At 55.4% G+C, this 22652-nt stretch carries 20 protein-coding genes; 10 read left to right on the top strand and 10 right to left on the bottom strand.

The annotated features are described in order from the left end of the window. Positions 1-100: 100 nt before the first annotated feature. The 7 genes from MIM_RS13880 to MIM_RS13850 all read left to right on the top strand — a co-directional run bounded on the left by MIM_RS13880 (position 101) and on the right by MIM_RS13850 (position 9400). Entirely contained in the window at positions 101-1699 is a 1599-nt protein-coding gene (locus MIM_RS13880) for an ABC transporter substrate-binding protein (protein WP_025373362.1), read from the top strand. A gap of 200 nt (positions 1700-1899) precedes the next feature. Next, positions 1900-3495, top strand: coding sequence for an ABC transporter substrate-binding protein (locus MIM_RS13875; RefSeq protein WP_025373361.1), 1596 nt, complete (start codon positions 1900-1902; stop codon positions 3493-3495). 251 nt (positions 3496-3746) lie between these two features. Next, complete coding sequence (locus tag MIM_RS13870; protein ID WP_025373360.1) at positions 3747-5345, top strand: ABC transporter substrate-binding protein; 1599 nt, start codon at positions 3747-3749, stop codon at positions 5343-5345. 137 nt (positions 5346-5482) lie between these two features. After that, positions 5483-6511: an ABC transporter permease subunit gene (locus MIM_RS13865; protein ID WP_025373359.1), complete on the top strand. Its 1029-nt coding sequence runs from the start codon at positions 5483-5485 to the stop codon at positions 6509-6511. A gap of 10 nt (positions 6512-6521) precedes the next feature. Next, entirely contained in the window at positions 6522-7442 is a 921-nt protein-coding gene (locus MIM_RS13860; protein WP_025373358.1) for an ABC transporter permease subunit, read from the top strand. A 9-nt stretch (positions 7443-7451) separates the two neighbouring features. Then, a complete protein-coding gene (locus MIM_RS13855) occupies positions 7452-8432 on the top strand; it encodes an ABC transporter ATP-binding protein (protein ID WP_025373357.1) in 981 nt (326 codons plus the stop codon). Next, positions 8429-9400 (top strand): peptide ABC transporter ATP-binding protein, encoded by a 972-nt coding sequence (locus tag MIM_RS13850; protein WP_025373356.1) that lies wholly within the window; start codon positions 8429-8431, stop codon positions 9398-9400. Before MIM_RS13855 ends, MIM_RS13850 begins: the two co-directional genes overlap by 4 nt. Positions 9401-9499: 99 nt before the next feature. Here MIM_RS13850 and folK read toward each other — a convergent pair whose 3' ends face one another. The 5 genes from folK to MIM_RS13825 are packed head-to-tail and all read right to left on the bottom strand — an operon-like array spanning position 9500 to position 13811. Further along, complete coding sequence (gene folK / locus MIM_RS13845) at positions 9500-9994, bottom strand: 2-amino-4-hydroxy-6-hydroxymethyldihydropteridine diphosphokinase (RefSeq protein ID WP_025373355.1); 495 nt, start codon at positions 9992-9994, stop codon at positions 9500-9502. A 3-nt stretch (positions 9995-9997) separates the two neighbouring features. Beyond that, positions 9998-11410 carry a polynucleotide adenylyltransferase PcnB gene (gene pcnB / locus MIM_RS13840; RefSeq protein WP_025373354.1) on the bottom strand — a complete coding sequence of 471 codons (1413 nt, stop codon included), beginning with the start codon at positions 11408-11410 and terminating at the stop codon, positions 9998-10000. 23 nt (positions 11411-11433) lie between these two features. Then, on the bottom strand, positions 11434-12114 hold the full coding sequence (locus MIM_RS13835) for an HAD family hydrolase (RefSeq protein WP_042070348.1): 681 nt from the start codon (positions 12112-12114) through the stop codon (positions 11434-11436). A gap of 18 nt (positions 12115-12132) precedes the next feature. Beyond that, positions 12133-12807 carry a DnaA regulatory inactivator Hda gene (gene hda / locus MIM_RS13830; protein ID WP_025373352.1) on the bottom strand — a complete coding sequence of 225 codons (675 nt, stop codon included), beginning with the start codon at positions 12805-12807 and terminating at the stop codon, positions 12133-12135. Further along, entirely contained in the window at positions 12804-13811 is a 1008-nt protein-coding gene (locus tag MIM_RS13825; protein ID WP_158318736.1) for an AI-2E family transporter, read from the bottom strand. Before MIM_RS13825 ends, hda begins: the two co-directional genes overlap by 4 nt. A gap of 117 nt (positions 13812-13928) precedes the next feature. Here MIM_RS13825 and purM point away from each other — a divergent pair, with 117 nt between their 5' ends. Next, positions 13929-14978, top strand: coding sequence for a phosphoribosylformylglycinamidine cyclo-ligase (gene purM, locus MIM_RS13820; RefSeq protein WP_025373350.1), 1050 nt, complete (start codon positions 13929-13931; stop codon positions 14976-14978). 95 nt (positions 14979-15073) lie between these two features. Here the strand turns inward: purM and miaA are convergent, their stop codons facing one another. The 5 genes from miaA to MIM_RS13795 form a co-directional block, all read right to left on the bottom strand. Next, on the bottom strand, positions 15074-16006 hold the full coding sequence (gene miaA, locus MIM_RS13815) for a tRNA (adenosine(37)-N6)-dimethylallyltransferase MiaA (protein WP_025373349.1): 933 nt from the start codon (positions 16004-16006) through the stop codon (positions 15074-15076). Then, positions 16003-17943, bottom strand: coding sequence for a DNA mismatch repair endonuclease MutL (mutL, locus tag MIM_RS13810; protein WP_025373348.1), 1941 nt, complete (start codon positions 17941-17943; stop codon positions 16003-16005). Before mutL ends, miaA begins: the two co-directional genes overlap by 4 nt. A gap of 189 nt (positions 17944-18132) precedes the next feature. Beyond that, positions 18133-19461 (bottom strand): N-acetylmuramoyl-L-alanine amidase, encoded by a 1329-nt coding sequence (locus MIM_RS13805; RefSeq protein WP_025373347.1) that lies wholly within the window; start codon positions 19459-19461, stop codon positions 18133-18135. Beyond that, complete coding sequence (tsaE, locus tag MIM_RS13800; protein WP_025373346.1) at positions 19413-19973, bottom strand: tRNA (adenosine(37)-N6)-threonylcarbamoyltransferase complex ATPase subunit type 1 TsaE; 561 nt, start codon at positions 19971-19973, stop codon at positions 19413-19415. Before tsaE ends, MIM_RS13805 begins: the two co-directional genes overlap by 49 nt. 98 nt (positions 19974-20071) lie before the next feature. After that, positions 20072-20977: an AEC family transporter gene (locus MIM_RS13795; protein WP_025373345.1), complete on the bottom strand. Its 906-nt coding sequence runs from the start codon at positions 20975-20977 to the stop codon at positions 20072-20074. A gap of 106 nt (positions 20978-21083) precedes the next feature. On the opposite strand from MIM_RS13795, the gene xerD reads away from it, so the two are divergent. Together xerD and ybaK are read left to right on the top strand one after the other, a co-directional pair. Next, positions 21084-22001, top strand: a complete 918-nt coding sequence (gene xerD, locus MIM_RS13790; RefSeq protein WP_025373344.1) for a site-specific tyrosine recombinase XerD — start codon at positions 21084-21086, stop codon at positions 21999-22001. Between the two features lie 69 nt (positions 22002-22070). Next, complete coding sequence (ybaK, locus tag MIM_RS13785; protein ID WP_025373343.1) at positions 22071-22556, top strand: Cys-tRNA(Pro) deacylase; 486 nt, start codon at positions 22071-22073, stop codon at positions 22554-22556. Positions 22557-22652: the final 96 nt, after the last annotated feature.

The following is a 22652-nucleotide window of genomic DNA, read 5'->3' as shown; positions in this document are numbered from 1 at the left end:
GATTCAAAAAGTATCAATATGTAATATTTATGCCGTTTATTCAGTCTTGTAATGCTGCGGCAAGGCTGGCTTTTTTACCTTGATGTTGAAGGAAACGGTAATGAAGGGAAATACCACGCGCATCATCCTGTCCGCCTTGTTTGCAGGTATTGCTGGCGCTGCACAGGCGGCAGGAACGCTCATCTATTGTTCTGAAGGCAGTCCTGCCGGATTCGATACCCCGCAATATACATCCGGCACCGATTTTGATGCTTCGGCGCGTTCTATTTATAACGGCCTGGTTTCTTTCAGGCGCGGCAGCACCGAAGTGATTCCCGAGCTGGCCGAGAAATGGGACATTTCCGAGAACGGGCTTGAGTACACCTTCCATCTGCGTCGCGGGGTCAAATTTCATACCACACGTTTTTTCACACCCACGCGTGAGCTGATTGCAGATGATGTGGTCTACACCTTCGAGCGCATGATGGATAAAAACCATCCATTTCGCAAGGCGTATCCTGCGGAGTTTCCGTACTTTACCGACATGGGCATGGATAAGAACCTGAAATCCGTGCAAAAGATTGACGATTACACGGTGAAATTTACCCTGAACGAGGTAGATGCGCCTTTTCTGCAGAATATGGCCATGGCATTTGCTGTGATTTTTTCCAAAGAATATATGGAAAAATTGCTCAACGAAGGTAAACCGCAATTGCTCAATCAGCAGCCGCTGGGCACAGGCCCGTTCGTGTTCGACCGCTATCAGAAAGACGCCCAGATCCGCTACAGGGCGAACACGGCGTACTGGGACAAGGAGGAGGGGCCGCTGGTAGACAACCTGATTTTCGCCATTACCAAAGATCCCACGGTACGCGCTCAGAAACTCAGATCCGGCGAATGCCATATCGCCTCTCATCCCTTGCCGGCAGACGTTGAGCGTCTCAAAAAGGAGTCTAACCTCAAAGTGCTTTCCAGCCCGGGCTTCAATGTAGGTTTCATTTACTACAACACGGAAAAAACACCGCTACAGAAACCTGAAGTGCGGATGGCGCTGGATATGGCGATCAACAAGCCGGCCATTATCAAGGCTGTATATGGCGGGCAGGGTGTGCTGGCAGAGGGACCTATGCCCACCACCCAATGGTCCTATGATGACACGCTCAAAGGTCGTTCATACGATGTCGGGAAAGCCAAAGCGTTACTTAAAGAGGCCGGCTATCCCGACGGATTTGAGATGGGCTTGTGGTCTTTGCCTGTGGCCAGACCCTACAACCCCAATGGGCGCCTGATGGCTGAACTGATTCAGGCTGATTGGGCCAAAATCGGAGTCAGAGTCAGCATCAGTACTTACGAATGGGGAGAGTATCTCAGGCGTGCCCAGAAAGGGGAGCATGATGTGATCATGGCCGGCTGGACGGGCGACAATGGCGACCCCGACAACTGGCTCGGCAATCTGCTGTCTTGCGGTGCCGTGGGCGGCAGTAACTATTCACGTTTCTGCTATAGGCCGTTTGATGACCTGGTGGTCAGGGCCAGACGCGAAACCGATCAGCAGGGGCGCACCCAACTATATAAAGAGGCACAGAAAATCTTCCATGAGCAGATGCCCATGTCGCCTATCGGTACGTCGATTGTAAACGTGCCTATGAACAAAAAAGTCCAGGGCTTCAAGATCAGTCCTTTTGGCATGTTCCAGTTCAACGGCGTGAGTATGCAATAGTTTATCTGACCGTAGCCATCTCGGTATGTGCGCAGTCCGTCGCAGGCAGGAAGTGCCTGCGATTGCGCAGGATAGCCAGGGTGGCGGGCAGAAATTTCATCCTAAAAAAATAACAATATGGACTATTCAAGTTGTCCCACTCCGTCTTGTAATGCTGCGGCAAGACGGCTTTTTTTACCTGCTAAAGGAAGGAAATGGTAATGAAGATACGTTTTTCGCGCAGCATGCTGGCGGCGTTATTCGCTTGTTCTATAACAACAGCGCAGGCGGCAGACAAGACACTCATCTATTGTTCATCAGCAAGCCCGGCTGGGTTCGATATTGCACAATATGCAGCGGTGACCGATTCCGAGGCGTCGGCCGCAACAGTCTATAACGGCCTGGTGGCCTTTAAAAGAGGCAGTACGGAAGTGATTCCGGCGCTGGCCGAAAAGTGGGATATTTCCGCCGATGGGCTGGTTTATACCTTCCATCTGCGGCGTGGCGTTAAATTTCATACCACGCGATTTTTTACGCCGACCCGGGAGCTGACCGCAGACGATGTGGTGTATACCTTCGAGCGAATGATGAGCAAGGAACATCCATTTCGCAAGGCGTACCCCGCAGATTTTCCATACTTCACCGATATGGGCCTGGATAAAAACCTGAAGTCGGTGGAAAAGGTCGATGACCATACGGTGAAGTTCACGCTTCACAACCTGGATGCGTCATTTGTGCAGAACATGGCCATGTCGTTCGCCATTATCCACTCCAGGGAATATATGGAGAAACTGCTTGCCGATGGTACGCCGGAACTGATCAACCAGCAGCCGCTGGGTACCGGCCCCTTTGTGTTCCAGCGCTATCAGAAAGACGCGCAGATCCGCTTCAAGGCCAACAAGGACTACTGGAACAAAGAAGACGGCCCGCTGGTAGACAACCTGGTGTTTGCCATTACCAAGGATTCGGCCGTCGCCGCGCAGAAACTCAAGGCCGGCGAATGCCATATCGCCTATTCGCCTCTGCCGGCGGATATCGAGCTGCTGAAGAAAGATCCCAATATCAAGATTTTGTCTGCTCCCGGCTTTAACGTGGGTTATGTTTACTACAACACAGAGAAAGGCCCCTTGCGCAATCCGCAGGTGCGGGTGGCACTGGATATGGCCATTAACAAGCCGGCGATTATCAAGGCCGTTTATGGCGGATTGGGTGTGCTGGCGCATGGTCCCATGCCGACCAGCCAATGGTCCTATGACGAAACGATCAAAAGTCGTCCGCATGATCTGGATAAAGCCAGAGAGCTGCTGGTGCAGGCAGGCTACCCTGACGGGTTTGATCTCGGTCTATGGGCATTGCCGGTGGCGCGCCTGCATAATAGCCGCCTGACGGCTGAACTGATTCAGGCCGACTGGGCCAAAATCGGCGTGCGGGTAAAGCTCAACACGTATGAGTGGGCGGAATATCTCAAGCGTGCCCGCCAGGGAAGCCACGATGTCATTATGGTTGGCTGGGTGGGCGACAACGGGGATCCCGATAACTGGCTGGGCAACCTGCTGGCCTGCCGTTCCGTGGGAGGCAGCAATTTCTCACGTTTCTGCCATAAGCCGATGGATGAATTGCTGAACAAAGCAAAACGTCTGACCGACAAAGAGGAACGCACCCGCTTATACAAGGAGGCTCAGGCCATCTTTCATGAACAGATGCCCATGTCACCCATCGCGACCGCACTGCAGAGCGTACCCATGAGCAATAAAGTGGACGGTTTCAGGATCAATCCTTTTGGAATCTATCAATTTTTTGGCGTCAGTCTGAAATAGCCCGACGGGCGATGCGGGGGCCGCAAGGCACCCGTAGCGCGAGGAAGAGGCTGAAATAAAAGAGAATGGGTATCATATGGTTACACAATGGTTTTGATTGTGCGCAAGGAACACTGTGTTTATGGGCAATGACTTTGGGTATTTCCTAATTGTTTCGCCGATCTGCGGTCTGTAACCTTGCGCTGTTCAAGTCAGCCGTCGCATCATTGCGACACAAGGCTGGCTTTTATCTTATTCTCAAAGGAACTGTAATGAAGATAAATGCGACACGCATGGTTCTGACAGCCCTGCTCGGTGGACTTGCGACGACAGCGCAGGCGGCAGGCACACTGGTCTATTGCTCAGAAGGCAGCCCGGCCGGTTTTGATACAGCACAATACAGCGCCGGTACCGATTTCGATGCCTCGGCCGAAGCGGTTTACAACGGGCTGGTGGGTTTTAAGCGGGGCTCCACCGAAGTGGTCCCGGCACTGGCTGAAAAATGGGATATTTCCGATGACGGTCTGGTCTACACCTTCCATCTGCGTCCCGGCGTCAAATTTCAGACGTCACGCTTTTTCACCCCCACGCGCGGGCTGACGGCAGACGATGTGGTGTACACATTCGAACGCATGATGAGCAAAGATCATCCGTTCCGTAAAGCGTATCCTACGGAATTTCCATACTTTACCGATATGGGCATGGATAAAAACCTGAAATCGGTGGAAAAAGTGGACGACAATACGGTCAAGTTCACGCTGAATGAGGTTGATGCCGCTTTTGTGCAGAATATGGCCATGCCCTTTGCCGTGGTCCTTTCCAAAGAATATATGGAAAAACTGCTGGCTGACGGCAAGCCCGAGATGATCAACCAGCAGCCGCTGGGTACCGGCCCGTTCGTTTTTGAGCGCTACCAGAAAGATGCGCAGATTCGCTACAAAGCGAATAAAGACTATTGGGACAAGGCAGAAGGTCCGCTGGTGGATAATCTGATTTTCGCCATTACCAAAGATCCTTCCGTGCGCGCCCAGAAGCTCAAGGCCAACGAATGCCAGCTGGCTTCGTACCCCTTGCCGGCCGATGTCGACCGCCTCAAGCAGGATCCTAACCTGAAAGTACAGTCCAATCCTGGTTTTAACGTAGGTTTCATTTATTACAACACCGAGAAAGAGCAGTTGAAGAAACCCGAAGTACGCGTAGCGCTGGATATGGCCATCAATAAACCGGCCATTATCAAGGCAGTGTATGGCGGGCAGGGCGTGCTGGCCGATGGGCCCATGCCGGTCAGCCAGTGGTCTTATGATGACACCATCAAAAGCCGTCCCACAGACATTGCCAAAGCCAAGGAACTGCTCAAGCAAGCGGGCTACCCCGACGGGTTTGAGATGGGCTTGTGGTCCTTGCCTGTGGTACGCCCTTATAACCCGAATGGTCGCCTGATGGCAGAGATGATTCAGTCAGACTGGGCCAAAATTGGCGTCAAAGTCAAAATCAGTACGTATGAATGGGGTGAATACCTCAAGCGCGCCAAACAGGGTACACATGACGCCATCATGGTGGGCTGGACCGGCGATAACGGCGATCCGGACAATTGGCTGGGCAACCTGCTGTCGTGCAACTCGGTCGGTGGCGTTAACTATTCACGCTTCTGTTATAAACCGTTTGACGACCTGGTGGTCAAGGCCAAACGCGTGACTGACAAGCAGGAGCGCACCAATCTGTATAAGGAAGCACAGAAAATCTTCCATGAGCAGATGCCCATGTCGCCTATCGGTACATCGATTGTAAACGTCCCCATGAACAAGAAAGTCGAAGGCTTCAAGATCAGTCCTTTCGGCCTTTTCCAGTTCTACGGCGTCAGTCTGAAGTAACGATTCCGACTATTGTAGGAGTCAAAACGAAGGCTATCCTGAAAGGGTGGCTTTCGCTTTGTCGTTTGTTTTTTCCGGACACATGCTATCGAACGGCCATACATTCTATGGCCTGAGTGTCCACGGAGGCTGGCCTCATGTTTTCTTTTATTCTCCGGCGTCTGGCGATTCTGATACCCACTTTTTTTGGTATCACGATCCTGACGTTTCTTCTTATTCATATGATTCCCGGTGATCCGGTGATGACCATGCTGGGTGAACGCAATGTTGACCCGGAAATGTACAAGTCCATCATGGCGCGGCTTGGGCTGGACCAGCCGCTGCATATTCAGTATCTGCACTATCTGGGCGGTTTGCTGCAGGGCGATTTCGGTAAATCCTTTTCCAGTCAAAGCAGTGTCTGGGGTGAATTCGCAGCCCTGTTCCCCGCCACACTGGAGCTGGGCATCTGTGCCCTCTTGTTCGGTTCGGTGTTCGGCATCCTGCTGGGTGTACTGGCCGCCATCAAGCGCGGAACGGTCCTTGATCACGGGGTTATGGGTCTCTCACTCACCGGCTACTCCATGCCGATTTTCTGGTGGGGCCTGATGCTGATCATGCTGTTTTCATCCTATCTGGGCTGGACGCCGGTGTCCGGTCGTATCAGTCTGGCCTATGACGTACAGCCCTATACCGGCTTTATGCTGATCGATTCGCTGATCGCCCAGATTCAGGACCCGGAATACAACGGCGGCGCTTTCATGGATGCCGTTATGCATTTGATTCTGCCATCGGTTGTGCTGGGCACGATTCCACTGGCGGTCATTTCGCGAATGACCCGCTCTTCCATGCTGGAAGTCATGGGGGAAGATTATGTTCGCACCGCCAGGGCCAAGGGCCTGTCGCCACGCCGCGTCATTTTTGTTCATACGCTGCGTAATGCCATGATTTCGGTGGTAACGGTGATTGGTTTGCAAATCAGTACGCTGATTGGTGGTGCCGTGCTGACGGAAACCATTTTTTCCTGGCCTGGTATTGGCAAGTGGCTGGTTGATGCTATTTTCCGGCGCGACTATCCGGTGGTGCAAAACGGGCTGTTGATTGTGGCTGTCCTGATTATCCTGGTCAATCTGGCGGTAGACATCGTTTACGGCGTTGTTAATCCGCGAATTCGCCATGCAAAGTAAGGACGACCTCATGAATCAACTTTCTGTAGCAGACACTCAATCAAGTGCTGCTGGTACCATCACGTATCCGTCGCCGCTGCGCGAATTTGTCGTTAGCTTCTCCAATAACAGAGGTGCAGTTGCCGGCATCTGTTTTCTGGTTATCATGGTGCTGGCTGCGGCGCTGGCGCCATGGCTGGCCCCTTACGATCCCCTGATGCAGTTTCGGGATCATATGTTGCAGCCACCGGCATGGCAGGAAGGGGGCAGCGCCGCCTATCTGCTGGGAACGGATGAAGCCGGCCGTGACATTCTTTCACGCCTGATGCATGGTGCAAGACTGTCACTGGTTATTGGTTTTTCAGCCGTGATTATCACACTTGTGCCCGGCATTCTGCTTGGATTGCTGGCGGCTTTCTTTCCAAATACCGCAGGGCGAGTGCTGATGCGCCTGGCCGACATCATGATGTCCCTGCCATCGGTACTGCTGGCTATCGCAATCATGGCGGTACTGGGTCCTGGTATTACAAATGCAATGATCGCAATTGCAGTCGTGGGTTTGCCCGGTTACATGCGTATCGTACGGGCCTCGGCCATGAGCGAGCTGAGCAAGGACTACGTCATGGCATCCAGGGTAACCGGCGCCGGCGTATTGCGCCTGATGTTTATTGCCGTGTTGCCTAACTGTATGGCGCCATTGATCGTCCAGGCGACGCTGGGGTTCTCGTCGGCCATTCTGGATATCGCCGCCCTTGGCTTTCTGGGACTGGGCGTGCAGCCGCCGGCGCCGGAATGGGGCACCATGCTGGCTACGGCGCGCGATTACATCACCAGTGCCTGGTGGGTGGTCACGTTTCCCGGCCTGACCATTCTGCTCACGGTGCTGGCCATTAATCTGGTGGGCGATGGTCTGCGCGATGCGCTGGATCCGAAACTGAAGCGCGCAGCATAGGAGGCACGAATGAGTTTATTGAACATCCGTAACCTGTGCGTGCGATTCGGCACCCGGGAAAAACCGTTTCTTGCTGTGGATGGTGTTGATCTGACCGTTGATAAGGGCGAGCTGTTGGGCATTGTGGGTGAATCCGGCTCTGGCAAGTCGGTCTCCATGATGGCGATGATGGGCCTGCTGGACGGGCAAAGTACCGTGACGGCAGACCAGATGCTGTTCGACGGACAGGAATTGTCAACGCTGACCGCCAGCCAGAAACGCAGGATCATCGGCAAGGACATTGCCATGATCTTCCAGGACCCGATGACGGCGCTCAATCCCAGCTACACCGTCGGCTTTCAGATTGAGGAAGTGCTCAAGGTACATATCGGTCTTGATCGCAAGGCCCGCCGTCAGCGTGCCATTGAGCTGATGCGCGAAGTGGATATTCCCGATCCCGAGCGGCGCCTGTCCGCCTATCCCCATCAGTTATCCGGCGGGATGAGTCAGCGCGTGGCCATTGCCATGGCCATAGCGTGTGAACCGCGTCTATTGATTGCCGATGAGCCCACCACCGCGCTGGATGTCACGATTCAGGCGCAGATCATGGATTTGCTGCTGCGTCTGCAAAAAGAACGCGGCATGGCCCTGCTCATGATTACGCATGATCTGGCCGTGGTGTCGGAAGTGGCGCAACGGGTCGTTGTGATGTACGCAGGGCAGGTCGCCGAAACCGGCGCGGTTCGTGATGTCTTTTTCGAACCGGCCCATCCCTACACAAAGGCATTGATTGCTTCCATTCCTGAATCATGTCGTGGTTCGCGACGATTGTCCACGCTACCTGGTATGGTGCCGGGCCAATATGATCGGCCTGCAGGATGTCTGCTGTCGCCGCGGTGTCCCATTGCACAGGAGCGTTGCAGGCGTGAGCGCCCGGAACTCATCAGTTATAGCGGCAGGGCAGTGCGCTGTCATACACCGCTGATTCCCTTGCAGGAACTCAAGTCATGAATGATACGGTATTGAAAACAGAAAACCTGACCCGCTATTACGATGTGTCGCAGGGGTGGATGAAACCGCGTGCCACGCTTAAAGCGCTCAACGGTGTGTCGCTTTGCCTGCAGCGAGGCAAAACCCTGGCTGTGGTGGGGGAGTCCGGTTGCGGCAAGTCCACGCTGGCGCGGCAATTAACCATGATCGAGGCGCCAACCTCCGGGACGTTGTGGCTGGACGACGAACAGGTGAATCCTGCATCGGCGTCACAGATCAGGAGCTTGCGCAGCAAGGTGCAAATGGTGTTCCAGAATCCCTATGGTTCGCTGAACCCGCGCCGCAAGATTGGCGATCAGCTGGAAGAACCGCTGATCATCAATACGAATTTGAAATCTGCCGAACGCAAGGAGCGGGTGCGTGACATGATGCAGCGGGTTGGCTTGCGGCCTGAGCATTATTATCGTTATCCGCATATGTTCTCTGGTGGTCAGCGTCAGCGTGTGGCCATTGCCCGTGCAATGATGCTGCGTCCCAGTATCGTGGTGGCCGATGAACCCACCTCGGCACTGGACGTATCGATTCAGGCGCAGGTGCTCAATCTCTTTCTTGATCTGCAGGATCAATTGCATACGTCATATGTCTTCATTTCCCATAATCTGTCGGTGGTAGAACACGTTGCCGACGAGGTGATGGTGATGTATCTCGGGCGAATTGCAGAGAGCGGCCCCAAGCAGACGCTTTATGAAAAGCCGCTGCATCCGTATACGCAGGCGCTGCTGTCGGCGACACCGTCCATCTACCCTGAAAGGCGGACTGTGAAAATAAAGATTGAAGGAGAACTGCCGTCACCGCTGAACATTCCTTCTGGTTGCGCTTTTCATAAACGCTGCCCGCATGCCGTGGCACAGTGTCGTGAGCAGGAGCCCGCGCTGCGTGAAGTGCAGGGGCGGCAGGTTGCCTGTCATTTGGCCGAGCAATTTGTTTAGCACTTAAGGGAAGCATGCCCTATCGTGGCGGTTCGCGCACAGGACCGCCATTGAAGCCATGGATTTGCAACAGGCAATGCCTGATCGGATCAATGTCATTCAGCGGTCCCGCTCAGCGTAGCGGCGGTACAGGGTAACAGGCTGTGCCTCGCAGTCCGCCAGCCATTGGCCGATGGGACGCCCGTGCACATGCATGTCAGGCGCAATATCCAGTAATGGCTGCAGCACAAAAGCGCGCAGGTGCATGCGCGGGTGCGGCAGGATCAATTGCGTGGTGTTCAGCACCAGATCGTCATAGCAAAGGATATCCAGGTCCAGCGTGCGCGGGGCATTGCGATAGGGGCGTACCCTGCCATGGTTCAGCTCAATGGCCTGCAGTGCCTGTAGCAGCTGCGCAGCCGTCAGTCTGGTGGCAAGTTGTGCAACAGCGTTGATATAGTCGGGGCCTGACGAATCGACAGGGGCTGTCCGGTAAAGGTCTGACACCTGTTGCACAAGCGTATTGGGCAGAGCGGCGATATCGTTCAGCGCCCGATATAGCGTATCTTCGCTTTCACCCAGGTTCGATCCCAGGCCAATATAGGCGGTATGCATCGCTTATGAAGCAGCGGGACTGCCGGAAGATGCATTGCCGGTTGTGTTGCCGCCGCCGGTCGTTCTGCTTTTGCTGCTCGCATTGCTGCGCCGTTTGCGTCGCTTGCGTGGCGGGCTCGCAGGTCCTGCTGCTTGCTGTTCTGCCGTAAGCCCGTCAATCATTTCAGTACGCTCGCCGGGAGTGGCGTCGGCCAGATCCATCCACCATTGCGCCAGCACACTATCAAACTCGTTGCAGGCGGCACGCAATTGCAGGAAGTCGCAGGCAGCACGAAAACGAGGCTGTTCTGTCATGCGCCAGATCTGTTTGGGGATGCGGCGTTCAAAGCGGGGCTGCATAAACCAGATTTCACGCATATCTGCAGTATGCCGACGCTGAATGGCCATTTTGCTGATGTGGGTGTCGATGACCAGATCGGCCGCCTGACTCAGAGCGGGTACCGTGTGTTCCTTGCGCGCCAGGTTTTTCTTCCAGTTGACGTCAACCAGGCGCCACAGCAACGCGGCAAACAGAAAGCTCGGGCTGACCGATTTGCCTGAGCGGACGCGATGGTCGGTACGCTCAAGTGTGAGTTGCACGAATTGTTCGCCGCCCGGTTGCCGGAGTACCTGATCGATCAATGGCAGAACATTTTCATGCAATCCTTCCTTGCGCAGCTGCTCCAGCGCGACGATGGCATTGCCACAGGTCAGCAGCTTGAGTGTCTCATCAAACAGGCGCGAGTCCGGTACGTTTTTGATCAGACCCGCCAGTTGGTGAATGGGTGCCTGCGTTGCCGGTTCGATCGTGCCGTTCAGTTTGGAGGCAAAGCGGACGGCGCGCAACATCCGTACCGGATCTTCGCGGAAGCGCGTTTCCGGGTCGCCGATCATGCGCACCAGATGGTTTTTCAGATCGGCTACGCCGTTATGATAATCAATCACGATTTCCCTGACCGGATCGTAGTACAGGGCGTTCAGGGTGAAGTCGCGACGCGCAGCATCTTCCTGCTGCGTGCCGAACACATTGTCGTTCAGAATGCGACCATCCGCATCGGTATGCTGGTTTCCCTGCGACGGGGCGCGGAACGTGGATGTTTCGATGATTTCCTGGCCGAAGACAACGTGTACCAGCTGGAAACGCCGGCCAATAATACGGGCACGCCGGAACAGCGGGCGAATTTCCTCGGGGGTGGCATTGGTGGCCACATCAAAATCCTTGGGTTCATAGCCCAGGACCAGATCGCGCACGGCACCACCCACGATAAAGGCATCGTAGCCCTTTTGCTGCAGTACTTCACACACTTTGATAGCGTTGCGCGAAACCAGGCGTCGGTCAATTTTGTGCTGCTCCTGGCTGTAGATCCGTCGCTTATCTTTCTGGACAGGAGCAGCGAAAAGCCGGCTGACGAATGTGCGTATAGTATTTTTTATCATGTGATTGTTTTTGTTGATCCCGATTATTGCAAAGGAAATAGATCCAGCACCTGCCAGCCTTTTTTGTTGGCCAGTTCGCGCAGTGGCGGTACCGGATTGGTTGCAACCGGGTGAGTAACGGCTTCCAGCAGCGGAACGTCGTTCTGGGAGTCGCTGTAAAACCAGCTCTCGCTAAACTGGTCTAGTGCAAGGCCCATGCGATTGAGCCATTCGTTCACACGGATGACCTTGCCACCCTGGTAGCTTGGGGTGCCTACAACCTTGCCGGTGTAGCGGCCGTTTTTGTACTCTGGAACCGTACCGATTACATGTGGAATGCCAAAGGCCCGGGCAACCGGTGCGATCACGAACTCGTTGGTGGCAGACACCAGGCAGCACAGGTCACCCTGTTCCAGATGGTGAGCCACCAGGGCCACCGCCTTCTCGCGCATGGCAGGCCGCACCACTTCGTGCATGTACTGTTCATGAAAGCGCGCCAGCTCATATGGGGTATGCAGGTTCAGGAAACTCAGCATGAATTCAGCTGATTCTTCTATTTTCAGCGTACCCGCGGAGTACTTTTCCATGAGTTCATGGTTTTTTTTCTGCACGGCTTTTGGATCGCCCGCCCAGCCATTGCGGGCCAGGAAATCTACCCAGTGGCGATCCGTATCGATTGGCAGCAGGGTATGGTCAAGGTCAAACAGGGCAAGTCGTTGCGTCATAGTCAAATACGTGTTTTTTCAGGAATGTCTGGATTGAAGATAGGATTTTAACAAGGGAACGGTGATGGATCGCTTTTCAGCCAGTGAATAGCGATCAAGGGCGTCCAGCAGCGAAGACAGGGCGCTCATATCACGGGCGTAATAGTTGAACATCCAGTTGGTCACTTCTGTGCTAAGGGGGATGCCCTTGTCGGACGCCCGCTGCAGCAGTGCACTGCGACGTTCATCGTCGGTCAGGGTTTCCACGCGATACACCAGATCCCAGGCAAGGCGGGTGCGCAGGTCTTCGCGGATCTCCAGCTGACGCGGCGCGCAGGGCCCGCTGGCCAGCAGGGTGAAGGCATCAGCCGTGTGCTGACTGGTCTTCCACTGGTTGAACAGGCCGAACAGCGCGGCGGCCTGTGCCTCGGATAGATTCTGCACATCGTCCACGGCGATAATGCTGCCCGGGGCGACAGGTTCGCCGGGATCCGGCAGGGCATCCGTGACCGGATTCAGATAGAGCCCGCGCTGGCGCGTGGCCGCAAGCAGCAAATGGGTTTTGCCGCTGCCGTGTTCGCCCCACAGATAAATGCTCTGCCCGGCACCAGCGCCAAGCAGGCGGCTGACTGTTTCATCATTGCGACCCGTGACGAAATTGTCGAAACGGGGAGGTACGACCGGCAGGACGTCCAGGATAAGTTGTTCTTTCATGTCTTATAAAAATCACTGCGACGATACTGGCCGTAAACACGGCGGATCAGCACCGACAGGGCAGCGCTGATGGGCAGGGCCATCAGCACCCCGAAGAAACCGAAAATCTGTCCGAAAACGAACAGTGCAAAAATAATAACCAGCGGGTGCAGGCCGATACGTTCGCCCATGATTTTGGGCGTAAGAACCATTCCCTCCAGGATCTGTCCCAGCCCATAGACGATGGCCACAGAAATAAGGCCATAATAATTGTCAAACTGCAGCAGCGCCGACAAAATAGCCAGCAGCAGACCGAAGGTAACCCCCAGGTAAGGGATGAAAACCAGCATGCCGGTTAACACACCGATAGGAATGGCGCTTTCGAACCCGGCCAGCGACAGCCCGACGCTGTAATAGACGGCCAGAATCAGCATCACCAGAATCTGGCCGCGCAAAAAGCTGGATAACAGGCGATCAATATCGTGAAACACGCTAAGGGTACCATCCAGATAGCGGCGCGGGATGACTTCACGTATTGACAGAATGAACTTGTCCCAGTCAAACAGCAGATAAACCAGTACCACGGGTGTGATCAGCAGATTGACGAAAAAGAAAATGACTGCCGATCCGCTGGATTTGGCATAGGTAATAATGGTTGTGGTCAGGCTGTCGGTCCCGGTAATGGCATCCTGCAGCATTTCCCGGATCTTGAGGATATCAATTTCGGCTGATACACCAAACAGTTGGTTGAGGCGGGGAGCCAGGTTGATATTGTACTGTGCAACCCAGCCGGGCAACTGCTCTATGGCCAGTCCGACTTCCTTGCGCACCAGCGGGATCACAATCAGCAGCACACCCAGGATGATGGCGAACAACAGGAAAAACATAATGCTGACGGCCAGCCAGCGAGGCAGTTTCAGGGTGACCAGCATGTTGACGCCGGGCACCAGAATGTAGGCCAGCGCCATGCCAAGCATAAATGGCGTTAAAACCGGGGACAGCACATATAGGAGAACGAGGAGCACCAGACCGACTCCTGACCAGAGAAGGGTCTGTTTCCGGCGCAAAATATATTCGTTCATCGTAAAATAAGGCCTTCCAGTTCGATTAATTGACATTTTACATATTTAGGCAGCCTGCTCATGACAAATTCAAACAAATCTTCCTTAACGTATCGCGATGCGGGGGTAGACATCGACGCCGGGGAGGCGCTGGTTGACCGGATCAAGCCGCTGGCCGCCAAAACCATGCGTGAAGGCGTCATGGCCGGGATTGGAGGCTTTGGCGCTTTGTTTGAAGTGCCGAAAAAATTTAAGGAACCGGTGCTGGTGTCCGGTACAGACGGTGTTGGCACCAAACTGCGTCTGGCCTTTGAGTGGAACCGCCATGATACCGTAGGCATCGACCTGGTAGCCATGAGCGTTAACGATATTCTGGTGCAGGGCGCAGAGCCGCTGTTCTTTCTGGACTATTTCGCTTGTGGCAAATTGTCGGTCGATACGGCCGCTCAGGTGGTTGGGGGCATTGCCAAAGGCTGCGAGTTATCCGGCTGCGCGCTGATCGGCGGCGAAACCGCTGAAATGCCGGGCATGTATCCCGATGGCGAATACGATCTGGCCGGTTTTGCCGTGGGTGCGGTAGATAAATCGGCCATTATCGATGGCAAAAGCATTGTTGAAGGCGATCGCATTCTGGGCCTGGCCTCCAGTGGCGCGCATTCCAACGGCTTTTCGCTGATCCGCAAGATTATTGAACGTGCCGGCGCGCGTCCGGACGATGATTTCCACGGTCAGCCCCTGGTTGACGTGGTCATGGCGCCAACCCGTATTTACGTAAAACAGGTGCTGGCAGCACTTGCAGCGCATGGTACTGCGATCAAGGGCCTGGCCCATATTACCGGCGGGGGCCTGTTGGACAACGTGCCACGTATTCTGCAGGATGGCCTGACTGCGCAGATTGACAAGTCTGCCTGGACGTTGCCGCCCCTGTTCCAGTGGCTGCAGCAGGAAGGACAGGTCGCTGATAATGAGATGCATCGCGTGTTCAATTGCGGTATTGGTATGGTGATTGTAGTGGCGGCCGATCAGGCTGCTGCTGTGACGGCAACCCTGCAGGAACAGGGCGAAACGGTCTTTGATCTTGGCCAAATCGTTCGCCAGGAAGAGGGCATGCCCCAGGCCGTGGTGCTGTAATGGGTTGCCGGCCGGCGTCGGGGGCGAGCCTGGCTGCCGGTTGGGCACTTGCTTATGCGGTGTCTTCTTCTGACGTTTTAACGCAGTATTACCATTTAATGCGGCATCACGCGGGCAGCCGCGTCAATGACCCGGCTCGCCACATCGGCCTGCAGGCAATCAATTACCTGACGATCCGGCATGCTGCGTAACCATGTGAGTTGCCGCTTGGCCAGCTGCCTGGTGGCGGCAATGGCTTTTTCCCGCGCCTGTTCCAGGCTGTCCTGACCGGCCAGGTGTTGCCAGATCTGGCGGTAACCAACGCAGCGTATCGAGGGCAGATTCTCGTGCAGGTCGCCCCGGCGCCACAGCTGTTGCACTTCATTCACCAGCCCCAGCTCAAGCATCTGGTCAAACCGCAAGGCAATGCGATCGTGCAGTTGCAGGCGCTCAGATGGTTCCAGACTCACCATGTGAAACGTATCGCTACCGGCGCGTTCGCCCTCCGTTTCTATGAGTGACGAATAGGGCTTGCCGGCAATCAGGCAGACCTCCAGCATGCGCTGAATTCTCTGCCTGTCATTGGGTGCAAGCCGGGCAGCCGTGACCGGATCATGGCGTTCCAATAGCGAATGCACATAGGGCCAGCCATGCTGTTGTGCCATTTGGTCAATCTCGGCGCGGATGGCCGGATCTGCTTGTGGTAATGCATGCAGGCCCTGGCGCAGGGCATTGAAGTACATCATGGTGCCACCAGCCAGTACAGGGATGCGGTTGCGTCCGCGTATTGCTTCGATCAGGCGCTGGGTATCCTGCACAAACTGAGCGGCGCTATAGGATTCGGTAGGATCACGGATATCCAGCAGATGCTGGGGCGTGCTGGCCTGTTCCTGTGGTGTAGGCTTGGCCGTGCCAATATCCATGCCGGTATAGATGGTGGCCGAATCTACATTAATGATTTCTATCGGCCAGCGCTGTGCCAGCGCCAGCACGCTGGCACTCTTGCCCGATGCGGTTGGGCCGGCCAGGCAGAAAACCGGCTGCGTCACTGGCCGCGCATGAACAGACGATCCAGGTCGTTCATGCTCCACTGAAACCAGGTCGGGCGACCGTGATTGCACTGATTGGCCCGTTCTGTGTGTTCCATCTGGCGCAGCAGCGCGTTCATTTCTTCAATCGTCAGACGGCGATTGGCGCGCACCGAACCGTGGCAAGCCATGGTTGAGAGCAGTTCATTGCGCTGGCCGGTAAGCTGTTCGGAGTGACCCACCATCTCCAGTTCCTTCAGAACATTGAGCACCAGCGATTCGATATCGCCGCCGGCCAGCAGGCTGGGCACGGAACGCACGGCCAGCGATTGCGGTCCGGTAGCGCTGACGGTCAGGCCCAGCGTGGTCAATTGCTCCTGATGGCTTTCCATCACGGCAATATCGCGTTCCGAGCAGTGAATCACATAAGGCACCAGCAGTTCCTGCTGCGGTAACGCCTGCTGGTCGAGCAGTGTTTTCAGGCGTTCATAGACCACGCGCTCGTGTGCCGCATGCATATCAACCAGGATCAGCCCACGGGCATTCTGCGCCAGAATATAAATACCATGCAGCTGTCCCAGCGCCATACCCAGTGGATACGGATCGGCGTTGTCGCCCGTGTCAGGTAATCCGACGCCGGCAACGGCGCTGCCATTGGCTGCCGGATTAAACGTGGTGGCTGCCCCGGGTATGGCAAGATCGGCTCGCGGTTCGTCCAGTTGCTGCGGCGCGGACGCCAGCGGAGAATAAAACTGTTTCCACTGTTCCGTTGATTGCGGCGAAGCACTGTGCAAATGCAGGGAGGGCTGATAGCCGGGCGTCATTCGGGGAGCTGGCCTGGCCTGCTCGTTGTTGATTGGTGGGCCGCCGGCATGCTCGTACTCTGCGCCTGCAATATAAGCGTCTTGCCCGGCCGGCGCCAGGCCGGCAGGCAGTCTGGCGGGCAGGGCATTGGCTGCCGCCGCTTCGCCGCCCACACCAGCCAGCGCCTGCGTAAGTACCTGGCCTACAAAGCGATGGATAGCGCCGCTATCGCGAAAGCGCACCTCGTGCTTGGCCGGGTGCACGTTCACATCAACCGCAGTGGGGTCGATATCCAGGAACAGCACATAGGCCGGCTGCCGGTCGCCATGCAGCACATCGGCATAGGCAGCGCGTACGGCGTGCGTCACGGTCCGGTCTCGTACAAAGCGGCCATTGACATACAGATATTGCCGGTCGGCGCGCGCGCGCGCTGCATTGGGCAGGGTGATCAGGCCGCGCAAGCCGGCTGAGGGCAGTTGAGCGTCGATGGGGAGGCCCGCCTGGGTGAATTCATTGCCCAGCACGTCCCGGATGCGTTGCAGTAAATCTACCGGCATCCATTGCTTATAGGCTTTACCATTATGGAACAGCCGAAAGGCAATCGCCGGGTTGGCCAAGGCGATGCGCTCGGCAACCGTCAGGCAATGACCCAGTTCAGTGGGTTCGGATTTCAGAAACTTGCGGCGTGCCGGAACCGCATCAAACAGCTGGCGCACATCAATGGTGGTGCCTGTACCGCCAGCGGCGGGGCTGATCTGCAGCGCCGTACCGTCAATCTGCCAGGCATGGTCGTCATGTTCAGTGCGCGAGGTGAGCGTGACGCGTGCCACCGAAGCGATGGAAGCCAGAGCCTCGCCCCGAAACCCCATGGAGCTGACCGACTCTAAATCATCCAGACTGTTGATTTTACTGGTGGCATGCCGCGTTAATGCGAGCACCAGTTCTTCCTGCGGGATGCCATGGCCATCATCGGTAATACAAATGCGGCGAATGCCGCCGCCATCCAGTCTGATTTCAATACTGCGGGCGCCGGCATCCAGCGCATTTTCCAGTAATTCCTTGAGCACAGAGGCCGGGCGTTCAATGACCTCGCCGGCCGCGATCTGGCTGATCAGCGTATCGGGCAGAGGGGCAATATGGCGGCGGTCAGACATGTGGGACGCAAACAAAGAGAAGGATAATCGGTCATTTTAGCGTGTTTGACGCTAGCCGTGCACGCGGGCCGGGCTATGGTAACGTCGATGCCAGGCGATGCCGCAAGCAAAAACGCCTTCGATCAAAGACGAAGGCGTTCGGTGAGTATATAGGGCGTCCCGGTTTCAAAGGACGGCTGGCTGCGGGTCTCAGCCGGTTCTGGCCAATGGGGGATTGGTAGAGAAATAATCGTTAACGCCGGAGAAAATGGCCCGGGCGATCTGGCGCTGGTTGGCCGGACTGCGCAGGAAATTTTCCTCTTGCGGGTTGCTGATAAAAGCCGTTTCCACCAGAATGGAAGGGATATCCGGTGCCTTAAGCACGGCAAACCCGGCCTGTTCCACCTTGCGACTGTGAATACCGTTAATTTGCGCCAGCGAACCCAGCACGCGGTGGCCGATTTTCAGGGAGTCATTGATTTGAGCGGTGGTGGACATATCCAGCAGCACACTGGCCGTCTGACGGTCATGCGCACCGATATCCAGACCACCGATCAGATCGGATGCATTTTCCTTTTTGGCCAGCCAGCGGGCCGCGGCACTTGATGCGCCGTTGCGCGACAGGGCAAATACCGAGGTTCCACGAGCGGAGCGGTTGGTAAACGCATCGGCATGGATCGATACAAACAGATCGGCCTTGACCCGCCGCGCCTTTTGTACCCGAACATGCAGCGGCACGAAAAAGTCTGACTCGCGCGTCATGTAGGCCCGCATATTGGGTTGTGAATTGATCACGTCGCGCAACTGACGGCCAATGGCCAGCACGATATCTTTTTCGCGGGTGCCGCGCGCGCCGATAGCGCCCGGGTCTTCGCCGCCATGGCCGGGGTCAATCGCTACCAGAATGGGGCGATTCGGATTGGCACGGGATGGCTGACGATTGGCCGTAGCCGGATTAACCTGGCCACTGACCGATGGCACCGGTGCATTGCTGTTGTTTTGGGCCAGATTGTCCAATACCTGTGCCAGCGGATCGTTATCCAGATCTTTGGCCAGGGCCAGGATCGGGTCTTTGGCCACTTTGGGATACAAGTCCAGCACCAGCCGGTATTGGTATTCTCCTACCGGTTTCAGGGTGAACACCTGCGGGGCAATGTCCTGTTTCAGATCGAATACCAGGCGCACGACATCGGCACGGTTTTGTGCCACGCGCACCGTGGAAATATAGGGATCATTAGGGCGGATTTTGGAAATCAGCGAATTGAGCGCCTGGCTGATAGTCAGACCCTGGATGTCCACAACCAGCCGATTGGGATTGCCCAGCATGAAATGCTCGGCACGCAGGGGGGCGTTCAGTTCCAGCGTGACCCGGGTGTATTCGTCTGCGGGCCAGGTCCGTACGGCCAGGATTTGTCCGTCTGCTGCAGCGACTTTGGAGACGACCGGGAGGGACAGCAATGTAGCCGACGCACCGAGAATGCGCCGACGGGTTATTGATCGCCTGTTGGCATTTTCCTGTGAATGAGCCTTGTTATCCATGTCTTGCCCTTTTCCGAAAAAGCGTTAAATTGTGCCGTTCTTCCAGCCGATTCGTATATCAGGTGCAGTTCAAGATCAGGTGTTGGTAACCCGGGTCCTGCTTTATCTGCCCACTCTATAAATACAATTGCGTCTTCGCCGAGATTTTCACGAAAACCAGCTTCATGCCATTCTTCGGTATCGGTAAATCTATAAAAATCAAAGTGATACAAGTATAAACTAGAAACTTTATAGGTTTCAAGCAAAGTATAGGTGGGGCTCTTAATTCGTCCTGTGACACCCATGGCTCTCAAAAAATGTCGAACAAAGGTGGTTTTGCCGGCACCCAGGTCACCTTTCAGATACACTTTGGCGCTTTTTCCGGTATCAGATGGGTTTTCGTAACTATTTGAAAAGTAATGAGAAAAAATGTCGGAAAGGGTCTTTGCAAGCTGTTCGGTGGCCGCTTCATCGGATAGATAAATTGAGGTGCTTGCCACGGGTTCAGGGGGGGAGGTTTGCAAATGAGACATGGGTATTGGGCCGTTCCGGAAAAAGAAACATAATGTAAATTATAAGAAACCTTCCGGAACTACCTAAAATTTAATGGAAATTAATTGGCGATTCGTGGCTAATTTACCAATTTTTCGCCGACGAAGAGCCAGAAAGGAATCGTAAGCACAGAAAAGACAGTGCCGATGGAAATCGCAGTGGCCACACTGCGCCCGTCGCCACCCATGCGCGCGGCCAGAATATACGCAGCCGAAGCGGGTGGCAATGCAGCAAACAGAACCAGAATATTGGTTTCCAGCGCCGACAGGCCCAGCATGAATGCCAGTATGAAGGCAAATGCCGGCATGGCCAGTAGCCGGATTGCCAGAATCCAGGAAATGACGGCGCGATCCTGATTGCCGCCTGCCAGTGACAAACTGGCGCCGACGCACAGCAAGCCTAATGGAATGGCGCTATTGCCCAGTTTCGATAGGGTGGCGTTAATCGTCGTGTCCAGTCCGATACCCGAAAAATTCAACAATAGTCCCACCAGCGTGGCCAGAACCAGTGGGTTTTTCACAATTTCCAGCCACACATTGGAACCCTGAAAGCGGGCGAGGGACTTGACCGCCAGTACATTGGCAAGTGGCACCGAAAAGCCCACCAGCACCGCCATCACGGCCTGTCCTTCGCTGCCGGCGAGTGCGGCTGCCAGTGAAAATCCGATATAGGTATTGAAGCGATAGGCGCATTGTGCCAGCGACGCCAGCGCAATCGGCCGTGGCTTGAGGAGGGGGCGGGCCAGCCATGCGGCAAGGTAACCTGCCAGGCACAGCAGCATTGACACGGCCAGCAGGCGGCCGGCGGAACTGGCGGAAATGGGAGTGAAGGCGATAGACTGAATCAGCAGAGCCGGAAACAGTATGTAGTAGACCAGCTTTTCGGTAGTGGTGAAAAATTCGCGGGAGAACTTCAGTTTATGAAGCAGAACCCAGCCCAGCGCGACAATGAGACAGTCTGGGATGACGAGCAGGGCAATATGCATAGGAAATCGTATTTGAATGGGTAGAATTTAAGCTAGAATCAAATCATAGTTCAGAAAGCAATACCCGTATGCCATTATTATTTCTTGTTGTGAATTTATAACCATTATGCCTGATCAGCACGCCACCGCAGCCCACCAACATGTCATCGATCCGTTTATTGATGCCTTGTGGCTGGAAGATGGCCTATCGCAGAATACGCTGGCTGCCTATCGGCAGGATCTTAATGGTCTTGCTGACTTTCTGGCAAAACGAAAGCCAGCCAAAACCCTGCTGGAAACCACCAAGGATGATATAGAAGCCTGGTTTGCTGCCCGGCACGCCCACAGCAAGGCCACCACCGCCAATCGCCGACTGGCCACGCTCAAACGATATTTTGCCTGGGCCATCCGCACGCATCAGATTAATGAAGATCCATGCCTGACCCTGCATTCGGCTCGTCAGCCGACGCGGTTTCCCAAAACCATGAGCGAACAGCAGGTAGACCAATTGCTGGAGGCGCCGAACACCCGCGATGCATTAGGGCTACGGGACCGTGCAATGCTTGAGACCCTGTACGCGTCCGGCTTGCGGGTCACTGAACTGGTCAGCCTGAAAGTGCTGCATTTGAGCCTGAACGAGAACGTCGTACGGGTCGTGATGGGTAAGGGGGGCAAGGATAGGCTGGTCCCGGTGGGCGCGCAGGCCGCCTACTGGCTGGAGCGCTATCTGAAAGAGGCGCGCCCCGAATTGCTGGGGCAGCGCCAGTCCGATGATCTGTTTCTGACCCGTCGCGCCACCGGCATGACGCGCCAGGCATTCTGGCAGCTCATTAAAAAATATGCACTGCAGGCTGATATTCACACGCCGCTGTCGCCGCATACCCTGCGGCACGCGTTTGCCACCCATCTGCTCAATCATGGTGCGGATTTGCGTGTGGTTCAACTGCTGCTTGGGCATGCGGATATTTCTACTACACAAATCTATACCCACGTGGCACGCGAGCGGCTCAAGCAATTGCATGCGCAACATCATCCGCGGGCATAAGCCGCAAGCGGGGCGGTTGCAGTAGAATAGTCGCTTTCATTAACAACAATATCTATCAATATAGCGGATATGGCTGCCAGTAAACACGTATCGGAAACGCCTGCCACCCAGATGTTGAAAAAACATAAAGTGGCCTATACCGAACACACTTATGACTATATAGAACATGGTGGCACCACAGAGGCGGCACGGCAGCTGGGCGTGGATCCGCATGCCGTGGTCAAGACGCTTATTCTGGAAGACGAGCATGCCAGGCCGCATGTTATGCTGATGCATGGCGATTGCGAAGTGTCGATGAAAAACCTGGCGCGTCAGGCCAGCGTCAAGAAAATGCAGCCGTGTCTGCCGGCAGTGGCGCCCCGGCAGTCCGGATACCAGATCGGTGGCACTTCACCTTTTGGTACGCGCAAGCAAATGCCGGTATGGGTAGAACAAAGCGTGCTGGCATTGCCGCAAATCTATATCAACGGCGGGCGCCGCGGTTATTTGCTCGGGATCGATCCGCAGGTGCTGGTCACGCTGTTGCGGGCACAACCCGTGAATGTGGCCAATTAGGGCGGCGCCTATCGGGTTTCGCGTGGTCGCAAAGCATGTGCATTTTCGGGAAAAATGCCTGCGCAGCACCCCGTTGCTGGCTTGCTTACGTTGTCA

Origin of the sequence: Advenella mimigardefordensis DPN7, from assembly GCF_000521505.1 — a bacterium.
In the GTDB taxonomy this organism is placed as follows: domain Bacteria; phylum Pseudomonadota; class Gammaproteobacteria; order Burkholderiales; family Burkholderiaceae_B; genus Advenella; species Advenella mimigardefordensis.
Note: the sequence above shows the minus strand (reverse complement) of the source record. Positions and strands in the feature narration are given on the sequence as shown.